The 18,853-nt window shown below is 50.5% G+C and carries 18 protein-coding genes; 3 read left to right on the top strand and 15 right to left on the bottom strand.

Going from position 1 to position 18,853, the window contains the following annotated elements; genetic code table 11:
* Positions 1-912: 912 nt before the first annotated feature.
* The 6 genes from MDG893_RS17125 to MDG893_RS17150 all read right to left on the bottom strand — a co-directional run bounded on the left by MDG893_RS17125 (position 913) and on the right by MDG893_RS17150 (position 8,076).
* The gene (locus tag MDG893_RS17125) at positions 913-2,619 is read right to left on the bottom strand and encodes a sigma-54-dependent Fis family transcriptional regulator (RefSeq protein ID WP_007155085.1); all 1,707 of its coding nucleotides are present in this window, start codon (positions 2,617-2,619) and stop codon (positions 913-915) included.
* Positions 2,620-2,895: 276 nt separating this feature from the next.
* Entirely contained in the window at positions 2,896-4,545 is a 1,650-nt protein-coding gene (locus tag MDG893_RS17130; RefSeq protein WP_007155086.1) for a flavin-containing monooxygenase, read from the bottom strand.
* A 308-nt stretch (positions 4,546-4,853) separates the two neighbouring features.
* Entirely contained in the window at positions 4,854-5,777 is a 924-nt protein-coding gene (locus MDG893_RS17135; RefSeq protein ID WP_007155087.1) for a SphA family protein, read from the bottom strand.
* Positions 5,778-5,825: 48 nt separating this feature from the next.
* Complete coding sequence (locus tag MDG893_RS17140) at positions 5,826-6,773, bottom strand: alpha/beta hydrolase (RefSeq protein ID WP_007155088.1); 948 nt, start codon at positions 6,771-6,773, stop codon at positions 5,826-5,828.
* Between the two features lie 550 nt (positions 6,774-7,323).
* Positions 7,324-7,530 carry a helix-turn-helix domain-containing protein gene (locus MDG893_RS17145; RefSeq protein WP_007155089.1) on the bottom strand — a complete coding sequence of 69 codons (207 nt, stop codon included), beginning with the start codon at positions 7,528-7,530 and terminating at the stop codon, positions 7,324-7,326.
* Positions 7,531-8,076 carry a hypothetical protein gene (locus MDG893_RS17150; protein ID WP_007155090.1) on the bottom strand — a complete coding sequence of 182 codons (546 nt, stop codon included), beginning with the start codon at positions 8,074-8,076 and terminating at the stop codon, positions 7,531-7,533.
* A 77-nt stretch (positions 8,077-8,153) separates the two neighbouring features.
* Between MDG893_RS17150 and MDG893_RS17155 the strand changes: the two genes are divergently transcribed.
* The 3 genes from MDG893_RS17155 (at position 8,154) to MDG893_RS17165 (ending at position 10,098) form a co-directional block, all read left to right on the top strand.
* On the top strand, positions 8,154-8,738 hold the full coding sequence (locus MDG893_RS17155; RefSeq protein WP_007155091.1) for a hypothetical protein: 585 nt from the start codon (positions 8,154-8,156) through the stop codon (positions 8,736-8,738).
* 102 nt (positions 8,739-8,840) lie between these two features.
* Positions 8,841-9,608 carry a hypothetical protein gene (locus MDG893_RS17160; protein ID WP_007155092.1) on the top strand — a complete coding sequence of 256 codons (768 nt, stop codon included), beginning with the start codon at positions 8,841-8,843 and terminating at the stop codon, positions 9,606-9,608.
* Complete coding sequence (locus tag MDG893_RS17165; RefSeq protein ID WP_007155093.1) at positions 9,589-10,098, top strand: DUF6326 family protein; 510 nt, start codon at positions 9,589-9,591, stop codon at positions 10,096-10,098. The genes MDG893_RS17160 and MDG893_RS17165 overlap by 20 nt, the downstream gene beginning before the upstream one ends.
* Positions 10,099-10,466: 368 nt before the next feature.
* Here the strand turns inward: MDG893_RS17165 and MDG893_RS17170 are convergent, their stop codons facing one another.
* The 9 genes from MDG893_RS17170 to hxsD all read right to left on the bottom strand — a co-directional run bounded on the left by MDG893_RS17170 (position 10,467) and on the right by hxsD (position 18,581).
* A complete protein-coding gene (locus tag MDG893_RS17170) occupies positions 10,467-10,991 on the bottom strand; it encodes a hypothetical protein (RefSeq protein ID WP_007155094.1) in 525 nt (174 codons plus the stop codon).
* Complete coding sequence (locus MDG893_RS17175; protein ID WP_157132867.1) at positions 10,988-11,932, bottom strand: hypothetical protein; 945 nt, start codon at positions 11,930-11,932, stop codon at positions 10,988-10,990. The genes MDG893_RS17170 and MDG893_RS17175 overlap by 4 nt, the downstream gene beginning before the upstream one ends.
* 631 nt (positions 11,933-12,563) lie before the next feature.
* Positions 12,564-13,289: an HNH endonuclease family protein gene (locus MDG893_RS17180; protein WP_007155096.1), complete on the bottom strand. Its 726-nt coding sequence runs from the start codon at positions 13,287-13,289 to the stop codon at positions 12,564-12,566.
* A 318-nt stretch (positions 13,290-13,607) separates the two neighbouring features.
* The gene (locus MDG893_RS17185) at positions 13,608-14,870 is read right to left on the bottom strand and encodes a His-Xaa-Ser system-associated MauG-like protein (RefSeq protein ID WP_007155097.1); all 1,263 of its coding nucleotides are present in this window, start codon (positions 14,868-14,870) and stop codon (positions 13,608-13,610) included.
* On the bottom strand, positions 14,867-15,226 hold the full coding sequence (locus tag MDG893_RS21440) for a TIGR03982 family His-Xaa-Ser system protein (RefSeq protein ID WP_007155098.1): 360 nt from the start codon (positions 15,224-15,226) through the stop codon (positions 14,867-14,869). Before MDG893_RS21440 ends, MDG893_RS17185 begins: the two co-directional genes overlap by 4 nt.
* Positions 15,223-15,798, bottom strand: a complete 576-nt coding sequence (gene hxsA, locus MDG893_RS20775; protein ID WP_040474730.1) for a His-Xaa-Ser repeat protein HxsA — start codon at positions 15,796-15,798, stop codon at positions 15,223-15,225. Before hxsA ends, MDG893_RS21440 begins: the two co-directional genes overlap by 4 nt.
* Positions 15,795-16,952: a His-Xaa-Ser system radical SAM maturase HxsC gene (gene hxsC / locus MDG893_RS17200; RefSeq protein WP_341857564.1), complete on the bottom strand. Its 1,158-nt coding sequence runs from the start codon at positions 16,950-16,952 to the stop codon at positions 15,795-15,797. The genes hxsA and hxsC overlap by 4 nt, the downstream gene beginning before the upstream one ends.
* The gene (hxsB, locus tag MDG893_RS17205; protein WP_040474731.1) at positions 16,912-18,309 is read right to left on the bottom strand and encodes a His-Xaa-Ser system radical SAM maturase HxsB; all 1,398 of its coding nucleotides are present in this window, start codon (positions 18,307-18,309) and stop codon (positions 16,912-16,914) included. Before hxsB ends, hxsC begins: the two co-directional genes overlap by 41 nt.
* A complete protein-coding gene (gene hxsD / locus MDG893_RS21445; protein WP_007155102.1) occupies positions 18,303-18,581 on the bottom strand; it encodes a His-Xaa-Ser system protein HxsD in 279 nt (92 codons plus the stop codon). The genes hxsB and hxsD overlap by 7 nt, the downstream gene beginning before the upstream one ends.
* Positions 18,582-18,853: the final 272 nt, after the last annotated feature.

Raw genomic sequence — 18,853 nt, forward strand, 5'->3', positions numbered from 1 at the left:
CCCTACCCGATAGCCTCAGCCAGACACCTTCAGTGATTCCGACACTCAATTCGCAAGAAGGATTCCGACAAATGGCCCAATCAGCCAATCTACCCCATTTGAATTTAGTCACCTTTGGGCAGGTGGCCGCCTGAAACCGATAAAACTAGCCCTCAAAGCAAAGGCTTGACAGAAATTTCTCCCGCTAGAGCAAAACAACTCTCAAAAATAGTTACGTTTAGCCCTACACCCTCGAATTATAGGGTCCGAAAGTTAACTTTTTCAGCCCTCTCATCAAATGAGAAAAGGCAGCCAACTGGTGTTGCGACGATCGTTTGAGCGCTTTGGCGAAACCATGGTGTCACAGGTCAACAGAATCGGCCGCTCTTTGATAAAAGCGGACCTTTCGGACTGCGTATTTCTGGTAGGTAAGGTGCGCTGCGGTCGCAAAGCGGACATTCAGATTCGGGATAACGCCTGGCCCACGCACCGTTTTGGAGCCCCAAAGTGATGGTGACTCGGAAGCTATGTAGCCGATTGTTGGCGTTGAGGCTGTAGAAAACTGCAAAAAATCAGCGTTTGGTTTTGATAGAACTCAGAAAACGAATCATCGGACGGTCGGCATGCCCTGCTTCAAGTACTACAAATATGGTCAGGACGTCACGGTAGTGATCACTAGCCGGAACAGCTTCAGCCCGGCACCTTTGAACACGCGGTGAACTACCTGATCGCACACAAGCTGGACCTGTAGGTGTTTTACCCCACTATCCCAACTAAGACACCGGCCAGCTGGGCGGACACCGCCGGCTGCTAGACGTTAAAGCGCACGGCCGCCGTGGTGAAGTTGCGGTCGGCAAGCAGATCATTCAGTGAAACAAGTAGGTTCAGATCCATTCAACGGCATCTCATAGGGACGCGGGTTGGTTCTGCCCATTATTTATTATCGTAGTTCAGTTTTTCCAGCCGATAGGCGATCTGAGCCCTGCTTAACCCCAGCAGGCGGGCCGCCTGTGAGACATTCCCATCTGCCTTGAGCATGGCCGTAAGGATCAGCCGCCTCTCGAACTCCCCGAACTCGAAGCCCTGCTCAAGCATGGACTCGCACACGGGATCCGGTTTGTTTAGGCCGTGCCTGAACGACTTCTGAAGATGCCCGCCCTTAGCAATCTCGATATCCGATTCCAGTTTCTCTAGTGCCGGACACAAAGCATCAAGATCAATCAACTGGTTGTTCTCGGTCAGGATGATGCCGCGTTCAACCATGTTTTCGAGTTCTCGGATATTACCGGGCCAGTTGTATTCCATTAGGGCCTGGCGTGCTTTGTCTGAAATACCCGGAATCTTCTTTCGGTACTGTATCTGAAACTTCCTCAGGAAGTGGTCAACCAGCAGGGGGATGTCATCACGGCGTTCCCGGAGCGCCGGAATATGGACTGGATAAATGTTAAGGCGATAGAACAGATCGGCCCGGAATTTTCCGTTAGTTACGGCCTCTTCAAGATTTTCGTTCGTCGCCACTACCAGGCGCACATCAATTTTCCGGGTTTCTGCGCCGCCTACACGCTCCAGTTCGCCTTCCTGTAGGACACGGAGAAGGGTTGCCTGAGCTCTCGGTGAGAGTTCGACCACTTCGTCTAGGAACAGGGTGCCGCTGTTGGCGCGCTCGAACTTGCCGGGCCTGCTGGTGTGTGCCCCGGTGAAGGCTCCTTTTTCTACTCCGAAAAGCTCAGATTCGATCAGGTCCGGTGGAATGCAGGCACAGTTGACGGCCACGAAGGGTTGTTCGGCTCTCGGGGAGTTGAGGTGGAGACTACGAGCAAAGATTTCCTTACCAACACCTGTTTCGCCTTGAAGTAACACGCTGACGTCGTTGGCAGCGGCTTTTTGAAGCAGTCTCCATGCGTCTCGAAAACGGCGTGAATTGCCGACTGAATTGGCTGCTAACTCGTCCTGATCGTAGAGGTCGTGTTGGCTGGTTTGGAGCTCGCTCAGTTGGCTTTGCAGTGACAGCAGCTCCTCAGCCAATGCATCTGGCTGCAGGATCCGACTGAGCTCCTCCGGATCGTCCCATTCATCGGCTGGCCTGCCAACAATCCGGCATTTATGATTGCCCCGGGCCTGACATTCCACCTCCCGAAACAGTACTTGTCGACCCATGTAGAAGGTGGTGAAGCCGCTGGCATAGCCCGTCAGTATCCAGCACACAGGGGTGTCACTGCGGTCACCGAAGGCTAACTGTAGGTCAGCCTCGAATGCGCCGTCCCAGAGAAACTCTCCATAGAAACTTCCCTCCTCCAGGTCAAAGTCCATTCGTACCGGAGTCACATTCACCATGCCCTTGATCATCGCCAGCTGTGGACCAGCTGCGAAGGCGTTGGCGGTGCTCAGTTCGGGCCGCAGTTTGCGTGCGAGTTCGGCATCGCGCCACCCGGAATGGAAGCCAAGGCGCATTAGTAAGCCGCGGGTGCGTTGTTCTCCAATGGTTGTAATCAACTCATTTCGCAGATTTTGAAACAGGCTGCTGTGTACGAGCAGCATTCGCTGCTCATGCATCCACACCTTGCCAAGTCCGGTATCAAACCGGATTTGGCTGACCAAATCCTGGCTGGTTGGAAACTTCGGGTCTGTTGCTGTTGGCATCGTATTGAATCCTGATTTTGTCGTTGTTTTAATTTTGTTGTTACCGAATCTTTTTCTGACCTATATCATGGTAGCGCAAGAGGTTCAGCAGGAATCGTGCCCGTTAATTTCTGGCGCGGAGTTGGTGATTGCGCTGGTTGGAGGGCTTTTCTTGGAAAGGGAGTTCAGGAAATCAGGAATCATTTGATCAATTGATCAATTGGTTTCTCAAGCAAAAAAGCCCGGCACCAGAGAGGGTGCCGGGAAAAGGGAGCAATTACTCCCCAGGCAGAGAGGTTACGATGCAACGGCCTCCCTTTGAACGTCAGCACTTCCCAATATGAACCCGTCATAGCCATTTCTGGCGGCCTCGTCACACTCTTGTTTATAGGCAGCGCCGCCGCCCAGATACACCATGAATGAGCGTGGCTTGCCCGGAATGTTGGAGCCTGTGTACCAGGTGTTGGTTTTCGGCATCAGGGTAGAGTTGGCAATACCCTCAACCATTTCACGCCAATCGTCTTCCTTGGCTTTTTCGGGTTCAATGCTTTCGAGTCCATTGTCTTCCATGTAACGAATTACATCGGCGATCCACTCGACGTGTTGTTCAATACCCAGCGGCATATTGAAAAGCACTGAAGGGCTTTGAGGGCCTGTGATCATGAAGAAATTCGGGAAGCCGTGGGACATGATGCCCAAGTTAGTGCGTGGACCCTCGCTCCAATGTTCTCGCAGGCTGACGCCTTTACGCCCTTTCAGATTCAGGTTGAACAGTGGTCCTGTGAACGCATCAAAGCCGGTGGAGTAAATAAGACAATCGAACACGTAACCATCACCGTTGTCCAGCTCAAGACCTCGCTCAGTGATTCGGCGAATCGGATTGGACTTTATATCCACCAAGGATACATTGTCCCGGTTGTAAGTTTCGAAGTAATTGGTTTCACAGGGCTGGCGCTTGGTGCCATAAAGGTAGTCCGGGCACAGCAGGTCAGCGGTCCTCGGATCCTTGACGCGCGCGCGTATCTTCTTGCGAACGAACTCTGCTGCGACTTTGTTGGCCTTTTCGTCAAAAAGGATGTCGCCATAACTGCCCAGCCACAATGAAAAACCGCCTTCTTCCCAGCAGCTTTCCAAGTGTTTTTCGACCTCTTCAGGACTTTCCTTAAGAATGGACTCCCGCATTTTCGGGAAAGGTACTCCGGCCAGAGCGGCCCGGGCTTCTCTCCGGAATTCGCCATAGTTTGCCTTGATTGCATGTGCTTCCTGTTCGTCCATCGGGCCGTTCTGCAGGGGAGTAGCGTAATTCGGTGTGCGCTGAAACACTGTAAGGTGTTTTGCTTCCTGTGCAATCAAAGGAATGGCCTGGATAGCCGATGCGCCCGTCCCCACAATACCCACGGTTTTGCCTGTGAAGTCGACACCGTGGTGCGGCCAACTGGAGGTGGAATAAACCTCGCCCTTGAACGAGTCCTTACCCTCAAACTCTGGATTGGCAGCGTAGGACAGCGTGCCGACACCAGAGATGTAGTATTTGCAGATCACCGTGTGTCCCTTGTTTGTCTTGATGGTCCAGCGCTGGCTGGCCTCATCGTAGTCCGAAGAGATCACGCGGGTTTCGAAATTGATGTCCTGACGCAGGTTCAGTCGGTCGGCGACAAAGCCAAGGTACGCCAGGATTTCCGGTTGAGCGGCGTATTTCTCGGACCAACTCCACTCTTGTTGGATTTCTTCTGAGAATGAAAAGGAGTAATGGTAGCTGGAGATGTCGCAGCGGGCGCCTGGGTAGCGGTTCCAGTACCAAGTACCTCCAACATCATCAGCCGCTTCGAATACCGCTGCTTCCAAGTCGAGCTTGTCGCGTAACGTGTGCAACATATACAGACCGGCGAATCCGGCACCGACAACCACGGCATCTACGTGGGAAACAGTATTGGCGTTGATAGTCATAGCAAAACCTCTTGTTGTTGTTCGCATGTGCGTGGCCAGCTTTTTTGTTCCAGCCTCGTTTTATGTGTTTCAAGGTATGTGCCAAGCCGATCAAAATAGTAAAAAAACAATACATATCAATGTGATAAAAAGTTCATGCTTGTTTTTTTTATGGTGCTTTTATCGGCGCTCTTTAAGAATTTCATGCAATCTTTAGGATCCGATTTGCCAATTTCATGAACCATTTGAGTGGCCGGTACCGGACCATAAAAAAACCGCAACCAAGCGGGTTGCGGTTATCCGAAAGGGAAGGGTAGGTCGGGCTCAGGTTACAGAGGCATTGCAAACTGGAACCAGAGCGAGCTGCCCTCGGTGCCATACTCCACATTGGTTTCGTGCAGGTACTTGAAAACAACCGCAGTGGCTGGCCCAAATGCATAAAACACCTGGGGACCAACAGCGAATTTCTTGAGTCGGAAGCCGTCGCCGACCTTGTAGCCGTTCAGCTTGTCGTCAGTGAACTGTTTGGTGTAATGGCCAGCTACACCAACCTGCCACTGCGGAGCTGTGGAGGGTCGATAACCGGCGAAATAGTCTAGGTTAAACAGATCGCCTGATTCATAGTTAGTATCATCGTTTTTGGCGTTGAATGTGATTGTTGGAGACATGGAAATTTCCCATTCCTGGCTGGGAAACCAGGTAAAGTCGAATTCCTGAACGTAGGACTCGTAATTGCTGGTGGTATTGACCAGTGCATTTGCGTTGTAGTCACCGAGGGGAACGAACCCGCTGAACCCCGTAGAGAGATGCAGTGACTCGGAGGGCGACCAGTTGACGTACAGGGGGGTCAGATAGATCTGGTTGAGACCGGTTTCGGTATCATCTAGGCCGGAGACCTCCAGATCGTACTTTCCGCCAGAGAGAATGGCGCCACTGGTAAAGGTGACTCCGGAATCAGTTTTATAGTCCCAAGTGTGATTCACCCGAAAGGCCTGAGCATACACGTCTAGGCCGAACCCAGGGATCAGTTCGTCACCATTGCCATCGACGAATTTGTCGGCCGAGTAGTAAATGGTGTAGCCATAAAACTGGGTCGCGCCCTGTGGCGGCATCATGGCCGGAAGCACGGTATTGACGCCATTCGGCCAGTTAGTTACGCCGTTCTCGACGGCTTGTGCCGAAGTGGCAAACCCTGAGAAGGTGGCAGCGATCAGGAGACCTGCGGAAATGTTGCGACTATTAAATGTGATCATTCTTAATTCCTCTTATTAGTTTTGTTGGTCTGGCGGCTTTCAAGGGTTTTAAACGGATGTTTTTGCAATGACTCGACGTATTTCGTCCACTACAAACTGCCGCGCCGTCTTACTTTCCGGCAGGGCATTTAGAATGCTGAAAAAGCCGTGGATTTGGCCGTGAAACCGACGGAGAGTTACCGGTACGCCGAACGATTTCAGATGCTCGGCGTAGGCGGCACCCTCATCGCTCAACACGTCATGCTCGGCAATAAGAACAGTGGCGGGCGCAAGCCCTTTCAGATCCTCTGCAAGTAGGGGCGACGCGTCGGGTTCCCTACGTTTCGTGGAGTCTGGGATGTAATGGTTCCAGAAATAGATCATGTCCTCCCTGCTTAGAAGACCCTGATTCTCTGGGGCGAGATAGCCGGCTGTGCTGAAATTCGGTTGGGTGACCGGATAGATCAAAATCTGTTTGGCAAGCTCCGGCCTGCCGCTAGCGCCGGCCTTTCTGGCCACTACAGCTGCCAGGTTGCCACCGGCACTGTCACCAGCTACGAACAGTGGAAGTCCAATTCCTGACTCTCCAGCGATGAGGGAGCGATTGCTGGCCACCCACTGCAGAGCCGCCCAGGCATCTTCGACCGCTGCCGGATAGGGATACTCAGGCGCGAGACGGTAATCCACCATTGCTACCACGCAGTTACTCTCGGCGGCCATGAACCGGGCAAGGGTGTCGTAATCATCCAGTGCTCCAACGACCCAGCCACCGCCGTGAAGATAGACAATGATCCCCTCGGGTTTGTCGGATGGCACCAGTGTTCGAACAGTAATCGTGGCATCGTTGGAGACGATTGGGTGTTCGCCAACGCGGTTCATGTCGGGACCCTCTCCTATGATTTCCCGTAGGCCGGCGAAAAAGGCCCTTGCATCAGTCGGAGTCATGCTATGAAAGGGAGGAGTACCCTGATCGGCGAGTTGTTGCAGAAATTGAGTGCTGGCGGTATCGAGTGCCATGTTTTTTCCTCTTGTTTGTTGTTCTAAGAGGAACGGTGGCAACTGCTATGCCAATCTCGAATATCAATAAAATAATATTTTAAAACAATATGTTAAATGCACTCTGATGCACTCAGATCAAAGTGTTGGCCGGGAAGCTGCGGGTTAGTTTCATGATATTCGCAAGCCGGTTTCAGGAAATCCTTGAACACTTTGTTGCGCAAATGGACTTTCCCCGTCCCAGTGTACACGCGGTTTATCCTTGCACGTTTCTGAAAGTTAAATACAGAATTCCAAAATTTCCATCATTAAATCAGCCACCTACACAGCGCGCCTGTGAAAAGCGTGCATGGCTTTGCAAATTAAACCGCAAGAAATTTGCGGGGCCGTGAACGTTCGCTTTTGTTTAGCTGAGGTCTTTGAGTGGCCTTGGTCGCAAAGCGAACATTCGAATTCGGGGCAAGCCCATTTGTTCTAACCAAACGCCTACGAACGGAAGAGGAAAGGCAGCAACATTGAGAGCCGCGGGCCTTTTCTACTGTTTAATCAAGCAAAATCACAGAAATCACGCTCACGCTTTTTCGTGTTCTAATAAATCGCCGGGCTGACAATCCAAGGCCTCACAAATCGCTGAAAGCGTCTCAAATCTCACACCTCTCACCTTGCCGGACTTGAGCAATGAAAGATTCTGCTCAGAGATACCTATTTTCTGCGCAAGCTCTCTCGAAGTCATTTTTCGACGCGCTAGCATCACGTCGAGTCGAACGATGATCGCCATTCAAACAATTTCCTTGTGGTCTTGCCAAAGCTCCGCGCCCAAACGGATCAACCTCGAATAAAAGCCTATTATCAGTGCGACAAAAAGCATGGCGAAGTGTAACCAGTCCAACTCGACGGCAAGGATTCTCTCACCGACAGGGTAATGCCAAGTTGCGATCACTGAAAATGGCATTTGAGCTAATACTGACCACGCGAGGCCGACCCAAAGGTACTTTGCTGCGCGTGCTGCCGAGTTTGCTGCCTCTGCTGCTCTATCGGAAGCAATTTGAGCGAAGCTCATCCTGGTAGAGTTTACAGCAACCCCCCAGAGCAAAAGTTGAGAAAGCGTCAACACCATGAGCACGGAAAGCTGCAACGCGCTTAACTCAGCTCCTTCGTAGACCGTTTTTCCGATCAAGAGCTCTTCAATTGTGTTCGGACTTTCAATTGCGACCACAATAGCTGCAATTCCCACCCCCAAAAGCAGAAAAAGAAGTGCCTGTAGAAGCCCTGCCGAGGACTTCGCTGATCGCACTATCGATTCGATATCCGGTTTTTTAGACATGGCAGTTGTTATCATCCTGCATTTATAGTTTAATGTTTTACGTTAAACATAGAATGTTAAACATTTAGGGGAAAGTCATGGCTAGGATCATAGCATTGTTGGTGTTGGCTGTCGCGGTAACCGGCTGTTCTAGCTGGAATCTATCGACTGCCATCACAGGAATTCGCTTAGCGCCCTTAGAGCTCGATCCTGCGGGTCTCGAGTTCTTTTTCGCTGTTCCAGACAACGTAGATCTGAGCTCTGGAGACGCAAAAATCTTGTTGGCCTACGCCCCCCTGAAGGGAGAAGAGGCTGATGTAGTGAAAAGCGAGATTGGGCTGGCTGTGCATAGATTTGAGCCGAGTGGAGAGTTCAATACTGATTTCAGTTCCAATCTATACCGAGCGCGGATACCAGAAAGCCAGCTTAGCGATTTCAGAAACACTCAAGCCGAGATCAGCAATATGAAAAGCAATGAAATCAACGGCGTGGGCACCTTCGCTGTGCGAATTCACAGTGCATGCTATTACGGCCAATCGCCCGAGCCATTTTTCATGACGGCCTGGATTCGCACAGAACCAGGAGGAGCGATTATGCCCCTCGCGAGAAAAGTCGACCTCTGGACCGTGTTGAGCGCTTGGGCGGCGACCGACCTCAGAGAACGTGTCCGAGAATGCACGTGAATTCTCGATTCCCGATATCCAGCAAATCAACTTCCGGAAACACGCGCGGCTTGCTTCTCACTGGGGCCAAGCATCTGAACGATTGAGATTTAAGGGCTCAAAATGAAAATCTATATTGGAATGGCTCTGGTTGTTACCGCAGCTTTTCTGGCTGGCTGTAAAGCCGAATTTCGGGCAAAGAACGACAACAGCTCGGAGGACGGGGGCATTTATGAGGGGCTGGTCGATACGGGCAGGGAGATCAGTTTCTGGACAAAGCCCGACGGTGATTTTCACATCCTGTTGGGACAATTAGATGCCGGACAGTTCAGGCTTTCGGGAGTCATTCTTGGAGAGGAGAGCTGGCGAGACGGAGACATTTACACTGAAAATGCTTCGCGACTGCTTTTTGATCGTGATCGAGTGGAAAGCCTTACCGTCGACGCAAACATCAAATCCGGTCAATCAATCACGGGACTCATAGGGGGAACGAGCCTGGGGTTTGAAGGTTTCACGGCCAGATACGATTCCGTTTCTGACGAAAAAATGGCTTTGCCGGAGAGCCAACAGAAGTTTCGGGGGAACTACACGGGCTACTCCAGACTTCGGAGAGAGATTCAGGAAACCATTATTACCTTTCAGAGCGCCGGCCGTTTTTCAGGTCAAGCAGTTGATAATGCCGGTTGCCGCTTTAACGGAAAAATGGATGTGGACGATCAATCCCCCTTTTTCTCTATGAGGGTAACGTTTGTCGAACCAGACTGCGTCTTTTCCTCTAGAGAGCTCGAAGGTTCCGCGCTCTACAGCAAAGGAGAAGGCAGGCTAGTTATTGTTTTACCGTTAAAGGATCGAAGCGGGGGAGCGTTCTTCCATGGCTTTTCTGTTCAATGATCATGAGTTTTATAGAAATTTTCACATTAATACTCTAACGATCAGCAGAATTAATTTTCACTTCGAACCCATCACCCCTTCCGAGAAAGACAAGAACATGAACAGCACAGAAGAGAAACTCTCTATTTTGTGGGTTTGCGTCTTATTCAATATGATTTTCGCAGACATCGTTGGCTTTATGACGCCAGGCTTCCTTGAATCTGTAATCAAGGGAGAAACAGGCTTTGAGGTGACTCAAGAATTATTGCTGTTTTTCTCGATTTTGTTAGAGATTCCGATCGCTATGGTTGTTCTGTCGAGAATTCTGCCCTATCGCTGGAATCGATGGACTAACATGATTGCGGCAACAATCACTGTGATTTTCATAATACTCGGAGGCAGTAACAATCTATCTTATGTTTTCTTTGCCTCCATCGAGATTGCCTGCCTGATGGCAATAATTTTTCTTGTTTGGCGATGGAAGCATATTCCGGCAGCAACACTACCCTAAAATTTCGTCCCATTTAAAACCGGTGAATCCGGCTGATGAGCGCAGCAAATCTAACCACGACTGAGCGCGGCAGGACCAACATTGATTGGCCGGTGTACAAACTGAAGCCACGGTCGCAAAGCGAACGTTCAGATTTGGGGATAACGCCCGGCTCACGCGCTGGAGTTATCCCGATACGCGTGACACACCTCAGTCTCTTTTTGGGAATGTCCGCTTTAATGGGGTAGAACCCCAACAAACTCACCAGACTGCTGAGTATTCTGGACCGGCACAATGAGCGAGTGCTTGGGGATTTAGATAGGATCTTGCGGATCAACAGGGTACCTTAAGAAAGTGCGAGGTTAACCCCAGTGTGAGCAGCCCGGAAATCAAGGCCCAATTTCCGGGCTGGATTCCTCAGAACTTTTCTCTGATGGTTTTTTCTTGGCCTCCACCAACTCATCAAACCTTGCCAGTTGGAGGTTCATCAGCCGACTTGGCAGTGTTAGAGAAAGACAGAAGGCGAAAGTCGCCATAGCCAAGTATAGCCGCTCGATCCACTGAACGGTGGAATGATCCGGAAACCTCTTGGTAATTAGGGTAGTTACGAAGATCAACCCCAGCACCATGAGATAGAGTACAAAAAGCCACTTATGCCTGACCAGCCGCCGGTAGACGTTACTGCGCTTTACGGCTTCAGAGCGCCACGTAGCGCCCCGGAAAAGCATTGGTTCGCCGAGCAGAGTCATAATGGTCACTAGGAAACCAGCCAGAATCGAGAACACGTTGACGATCACGCCAACGGCTTCTTGGTTGCCGTGCACCAGTGGCTGTCCTGCCCATCCCGCGAGAGCAGACAAGGATGTGAAGACCAATAGAAGCCTGATCCGCTTCCAGTCAGGTTCGAATGTCATTGCTCAAGTAGTCCCTGTTTCTTGAGGTCACTGAAATAAACCTCCATCTTCGACCACATATCGTTGTGCTCTACTGAACGTTCCTGCTTCTGAACCTTCACACGCGTCTGGAGCCTGATATCGGATGAACTGATCGCCTCATTATCCCTAGTGATAATTTTGAATTCACTAAGCGGCGCCTCAGGGTCTTCCAGAAGCCATTCGGCCAAGTGTTCCATGGAATTCTTCGCGCCCTGAGATGCATAGGAATTGCCGTCCAAACGAACTTCGACATTGACCAAAAGATCCTCTCTGTACTTCTGGTCTTCCATGGATTCATCCTTCGCGATCACTGCTTCGATCTCACTCCACGCTGTCGACATTGCGCCCGTAAACCAGTTTTTCTGTTCGTGCTTGGGCATGCTCAGGTCGAAAGCTGACGCACCCAGCTCCATGGATCTAACACCATGTTTCTTGATCAACTTCAGTTTGTCGAGTTTTGCCGCCGGGTTTAAGTCAAAATAGGCGACCTTTTCCTCGAACCCCGCTTGTACGAAAAACTTCTGTAGGTAAAGGTTGGATTTTGCCTTCGATATTCCATGGCTACAGAAGATCACATCGTGCTGGCTGACCAGGAAAAAGCTATCCCCATCCTTGAATTCTTTTCCAGGCGGTGGCGCCTGCGACTCCTCCGCGTCGTTTGCTGAATCGGCATGAGGTTGCAAAGTGGGGGCCTTCTCACCGGGTACAAACCGAGTCAGCTGAACCAGAATGGCGCCACCCTTTATATTTCTCGACCTTTCAATACGGACTATATCGCCTCCGCCAAATTCAATTTCTCGGCTCCCTGGGGTATTAAGCTCAATACAGGAAGCAATCATAAGTGTTCCTAAATCAAAAGGGTTTCCATCATAAACAGCTCGCAAGTAGTGAAGTGTTTTCCCTGTTGTGTTTCTGGCCATTCCGTTACGTCTCCAGCATCATTGACTTTATTAGCACATGTTGCAGAGCGTAGCAGACCTGTACGAACGGCGGGTGATGCAAAGTATTATGAAACGTGATTCCTTACCAAAGAAATGGCGTAGGGTTGCGCTTTGGCTGCAATTCCCCCACTTCCAAACCCGCATCACTTAGGGGCTTCAAGCCCTGAACGTCACATGGGTTCTATCCCGATTCCGCGCACGGTTGTAAAACAGCTTTAAGCTTACCCTAGGCGTTAAATTGAACAATGTGCTTGTTGAACGGCTACTCAGGCTCTCTCCTCAGCCCATCTTGGCGCGGCGAATGTTCACTTTTGTTTGAGGAGGTCGGCACAGCTCTTTAATAGAAGCCCAGGTCAACAGCAGTTTTTGCCTAACCCTATTCCTGCGCAAACGCCTTGGCGTGCCGGCCATTGTTCTCAACTATGAACAGCACAGCCAAACGGGGCTTCGAATCAGTTGCATGCGCCAAAGGTCCCAGTGAAGCCAGGAAGGACGCCAGCACAGAATTGTAATTTCTCGAACCATCAGTATGTCTCCAGAAAAGCAAACAAGGGGACGTGGTATACAGGACTCATTGGTTTGCTCTACTCCGAACACCCACTGGCCCTGGTTATGGGCGACAAGTATTCAAAAAGTCACGGAACCACGCAGCTTCGGTCGGTGTGGATTGCAGCCCATACTGTTTCACTATCCGAGAGAAACGGGCGACATACTGACACTGACCCGACGGCGGCAGCCACTCGTCCGGACCCTTGGCGCCCTTACTCCGGTTCAGGCTCGCCTCGACTGGCCACAAGTTCACAGGGTCATTAGCAAAGCGCTCCCGTTTTTCATCACTCCAATCGTCGGCACCACGCGCCCAAGACCAGGCCAGCGGTACCACATGATCGATATCGATCTCACCGCTATTCTGAATCACTTTTCCCGTGAAGGGACTGATCCAGCGGCCCGTGGTTACCCGGCACCGATCGCCGTCGGCAAATCGGACCGTGGTTGTTGAAGCTGCGATTAGCGCTTCGGCCCGGCTGTCCTGACAATCCCCATCGGCGTCGCCCCAGCCATGACCGAAGGCAGACCGAGTATATTCTTTCCGGCCACCAGAGCGCGTCTGGCGCTCGCTAAGCGACGCCAATTTAAGTCCGTGGGGCAGTCGCCCGTCCGCCTCCAGGCACGCCTCAACAGAGTCGTAGGCGGTATAGTTCTCGGTACGCTCATACCAGCTGCTTTCTGGCGGGTGACAAATGCCTGACGACGTTTTCTTGATGGTTTCCGCCGCCACAGGCACGACCCCGATGACCCACGACGAAGCCAGAACCAAACACTGGAAATACCGCACTGACCGCTCCTTTCATCCGTAACTGTCTGAATTCATTGGGCATGGCAAAGCCTGTAGCGGAGCGTGTCTCGCTGTAGGAAATGTCTTATCGGATTTACAGAGATCTCGGATTACCCCGGGCGCCCCAATAACAGATACTCGACGCGAGTCGTTTAGTCAGGACGACCGGGGCTCGGCGCCGGCACGGATGCCAGGCAAACGCGACACCTGCCTAGTGGTGTGACGCGCCAGGGAGAGGCCTGGCACCATCACTTCAATGCCCATTCACCAAAACCCCAGATTATGCGCAGTTGGCCCTTGCTGTCAGATAAAGTTTTTTCACAGAGTCCTCAGGAAGGCAACCAACGATTCTAACTCTTCACTTGAAGTGACATCGATGTATTGCAGCAGCTCCGATCGACTTCCCAGAATCTTGCCATAAGTAAGCTTTTCCCGTGTCGAGTTCCAGCCCTTCTCGGCAAAGAATGGAATCGGATTCATGTGGAACAGAACGACCTCCTCCAAGCTGCTGAAAGCGCCGCTGTGTCCGTATGGGGGCGTTTCAGAAACTAATAGTAAAGGTGGCGTTCTGAATCGGAAGCGGTCATCTTTGTCATAAGTTACACCTGCCCGACCTATATCTTGGCCATGAATATGGGTCCCAAGATCGCCTTGCGGTGCAGCGATCGAATGAAACTGAAAATCGCTAAAACGGCTACCAGAATGGCACGCAGCGCAACGACCTTTACCGAAGAAAACTATCGCTCCCCGCTTTTCTTCCGTGCTAAGAGCGTCGACATGTCCGTCTAAATACCGTTCCCAATCAGTTTTTGGGCAGTTACTGACTTTTTCTGCGATGAAGCTCGCTAAAGCATTTCCAACAAATGGCAGCGTCACTTGGGCTGCAGAAAACCCATTCTCTTCTAATACCTCCAAGAGCTGACCCACAAGTTGATTATTAGTGTCCGCAAGAATCAACTGGAGCACTTCATTGGCAGCATCCACCTTTTCGCCATAGTAGGATGAATCTATGAGGTCAAGATGGGCGGTCGATTCTATGAATGACTGCTTTCCAAGGAATTCATCACGAGCGAGTAGAGGTAAAATTGCCGCTAGGGCCAAAGGCGACCTAAAGCCCAAGTCCTTTCCTTCCCCGATCGGCGAAAAGATTTTTCCATCTTGAGCCAGCACCTTTCCGTCCCAGAAGAAAACCTCATACTCAGAAGATGCCCGACCAAAAAGCGTGAAAGCGTTCCTCGGGACTACAACTCCATCACCAGAAAGCCTCTCTTCCCCTTCACCCTCCGCGCCAACACCAACAGCCATGGGGAGTCCGTCCGTAAGTGCTCGCTGATCAAGGTGGCAAGTCGCACAAGAAGTATCTTGATAGCCGCTAAGGACGGGCGTCGAAAAGAGTACCTCACCGACCGAGGCCATTTCTGGGTCTTTTAATCCTTGATCGATGTCGCATAGCGCTGGAGAAAGCCGATATACATCTATAATCATGTCGAGCTGCTGATCAAGCGTCAGGGCAGCTGCTCGACCGCTAGCTAAAAAAAAGAGGAGCGCAGTTACAACGCTTAACCTACCGTATGAACTCATCTTTCCCGAAACCTGTGCTGTTCTACAAGGCGACTTACAGGTTGTTGTTCAGTCTCCAAAGCCTTTAACCCTAGGTACGCGAGAACGTTCTCAGACAGCCCCATCACTAACATCACTTTCCGCGTTTTATCGTACTCATGACAGACCATCAGGTGGACTTCCGCAGATTGCTTAAGCTCATCCGAGCCTTCTTGCTCTGCAAACCATGTTTCGTCCATGGCATTGGCACACTGAGATGCGAGGCGCTTATAGTCACCCTGAAAGTAAAAATATGCCGCGGCGGGTGCGACTATGTTCTTTCCAACCCAGGTAATGCAGAAAACAATCACTACAACCTGAAACACGGTTTTTATCATTGCGCTGCGATACCCAGTGAGTTCAGAAGCTCAGAGTCAATGAGGTTCCCGGCGGATAGATTCTTCTCATCACGATAATCTTGTATCGCCATCCGAGTTTTAGGCCCCATCATTCCGTCGATTTCCCCGTCATAAAACCCCCCAAGCATTAAACCGAGCTGTACTCGCATGATTACCTTCATTCGGTCGCTATAGTCTTTTTTTGTAGTTTTCGGAGCAGTGAACGCAGGCGTCGATGGCTGCCCTAAAGGATCTGCCGTACTCGGCCAGGAGGGACTCGGAGATGGGCTAGATCTTTTAGGGGTTGGTTTAGGCGCAGGAGTGGAAGGGTATGATTTATAACCGCTGCTGCCCGACGATGACCGATGAGAACTGTGGCTGCGATGAGAGCTATGGCTACGATGCGCTGCAATATAAAGCGGTGTATGAACGTTCAACGGCGCGATCTCGATCCCTTGTAACGCGTCAAAGACGACATCTTCAGTATTAGGTGCTTCCTCAATCGCATTTGTTCCCTCTGAGATTGCGAGGAACCCCGGCAGAAGCGCGGCCAGACTATTTTTTTTCTTCATACTATCTTCCTTGGTGACTCGTGGAATTTCCCTTGAGACGAACTGAAATAGCCCGAGCAACTTTGCTTGAGCACACAATCGTCACATTCTTCTGGATAGAAATTCTTCCAATCGGAGATGGACTTTACAGCGGCATCTCGGAGCTCTTCCGGTAAGTGGCATAAGGGGTAATTGAACAGGAGGACAGGCAGTCCTGCATCGCGAACCATTCTCACGCCTCGCTTGAGATCTCGGGCATAAATACTGGGATCGCAATAAAGGTTTGACCAGTTTTTGCGAGCCCAACCCGTTGGCTCCAAATTCATGATAGAAATCTGAATGACGTTGGATAAGCACCGGAGAACAAACTCGATGGTCGGGACTATTTCATCTAGATTCATTTGTGTTGGAATGAAGCGCAGTTCGATGGGGATCCCAGCATTACCGGCATTTATGAGGCCTTTCACAGTATCTGAAAAAGCACCTGGTGCTCCAACCAGCTCATCATGAACTTCTCCCAAGCTCGCATAGAGCGGTATCCCAAACGTGATATTAGAGCTTGCTCTAGCCCCAATTTTTTTTGCGAAAGAGCTGTCTGAGAATGCTCGTCCATTGGAAAGGACATGCAAATCAGTTTTAGGAGAACTCTTCTGGACAAAATCCAGAAATTTCACAAAAGCGTCCCCGTAGAGAAGAGGCTCACCTCCGCTTATTCCGACAGTCTCTTCACTACCAAAAGCGGCCAGAGCCATAGCGGCCTGACTAAGAAGCCAATCATCATTGTTCTGCTTGGGAGGTTGAGAGCAAAACGAACATCGGTTGTCGCATCTCTCAGTCACCAATAGGGTATTGTGATTCGCCCTACGAGAGAGAATTACTCGAACGTTCCCTCTACCTGTGAACATTCCGACGTCACCATCTTCGATCGAATCGTAGAGCTCCGTTGAAACTATAAAAGACCTAGAACTGGGCCCGGACTCCGGAAGTTCAATCGCTGAATCTTCACGAAGAACCAGAACTTCATCCAATAAACCATCTGAGCTGAGGGTCGTGTTACCGGCTTTCCTCAGAAGTCGACAACCGGGGTCAAGTTCAATGTCCGACGGGACTGAAAAGATGTCCTTTCTCACAGCATTAACCATGGTGCCAGGTCTCCAGCAGTTCTCTTGCATCATGATCGCTGTAGTACCGGTCTACCAAATATCGAAACATTGATTTGTGATAGTTACAAAATGTCGAAATGGATTTATCCCCAATAGGTTCTCCTTGCTCGCTTATCGACTGACAGGGGTCCGTCCCACAAAAAGGTTGATATGCACACTGCTCACACCCCGGATGAATGGAGTTCATTGAGTCCGTCAGAACCTTTGTATAAAGCGGGTTTGACTCCGCATCAAAATTCTCCAGAGACCCACAGGAAAAATCCACGTTTCCTAATACTCGTTGAAGCATCCTTGCCTCGTCACTCCCAAAAATCTGCCCGTCATAATTAAACATCACGCAATCTAACAGGAACCCACTGGGCGACTTGAGGTCTGCGTAACTATTGAATCCGGGATTGAAAACGCGCTTTAAATGAATGGCGCCTGAGTGCTCGAGTAACGGATGACCCTCGCGATTTCTTTCTACGAGGATGGAAAGCAGCCGATCGTAAAAGTCCATGTATTCTTCAAATGAGTAGCCCGCTTCCCCGCGTTTATTTGCAAACCCATAGGGGCTAATCGGGCGCACAAACATCTCATTCAAACCAAGCTCTAAGTGAGCCCTGACAAGAGACTCGGGATCTTTTAGAAGGGCTTTGGTCACAGTTGTAACTGTTGCGACGCGTCCGGGACCAAGAACGTTGTTTATTGCCTCTACGCCCCTGACAACAAGCGCATGGGAATTATTTCCCGGCAGAATTCGGTTCTTGTTGTGAACAACTTCGGACCCATCAAGGGAAGTCGAGAAACCGACTTTTCTCGGTTTAGCCCAGTTCAACACAGCCTCGTCGATCAGGGAGAGACTGGTCGTGATTATCATCTCGAAGTAATCCTCTCCCAGCGCTTCAACCGCTTTGGCATAGACGTCCTTCACAAGATCGAACCTTACCAAAGGCTCCCCGCCTTGGATCTCTATCTTGTACGGCGGCTGTCCCAGCTTCTTAACTAGCGCCATTATCTGAGGTATTTTTGAGGGGGCCAAGTCATACTCATGGGCTTTCAGCGAGGCCCTACTTACCTGACAATAATTGCAGGAATGGTCGCACCGAAGCGTGGGGACTATCATGAAAGTAGGATTGAAACGCAGACCTTCTAAAAGCCGCTTGGACTGAGCGCTAGCCAAAGACGCGAGCGAGACCTGAAGGTCTGATTGGGAGGTCAAAAAAAGCTTACGTCGAAGACTGTCGCTTACGTCTTTATCTACACAACTTTCGTCGAGTCTAACAAGCTTCTCAAAGCTCTCAGCACCAACGATCGAATGGAACCCCGCACCGTTGCTGATAAAGAAATCACCACTTGAAAGACGATCAAAATTTAGCGGCATTAACATTCTTCGGACAACCTTGCATTGACTGCTTTAAGCACTTCCCCAGCTATTGATTCTCTGACGTGCTGGGTTTTGGCCATTATCTGCTCACGCAATATATAGTCATTCAGTAACCGGTTTAACTCCGCAGATACCTCAAAGGAATTGATCTCTAACTGAACCAGCCAAGCGTCCTTTTCCTCCTCCAAAATCCAAGAGGAAGTTGGAGAAAGCCAATACAGTGCGTTCCGAACCACCCATTCGGAATAATCTGCTTTTTTTAGTCGCATGAGCATTGAATCTGCACACCTTTAGAGAAAACTTAGGATATTTTTGGCTCTTTGAATCCGAATACCTACGCCCCAGCACGCCCTTGCCCTCCGAATCTGGCTTTCGTTGGTGCATTTTTAAAAAGCAAATATGCAGTTGGGTCCCACGCCCGAGGGCTAAGAGGCGGTCCAAACTAATCACATCATTTGTCGAGAATTAGGGGATAAGACTTGCCTCCATGCAAGAAGAGAGAATGGGCAACAACCATCAAGATAGCCGCGATCAACTCGTGGATCAA

Origin of the sequence: Marinobacter algicola DG893 (assembly GCF_000170835.1) — a bacterium.
GTDB classification, from domain to species: Bacteria; Pseudomonadota; Gammaproteobacteria; order Pseudomonadales; family Oleiphilaceae; genus Marinobacter; species Marinobacter algicola.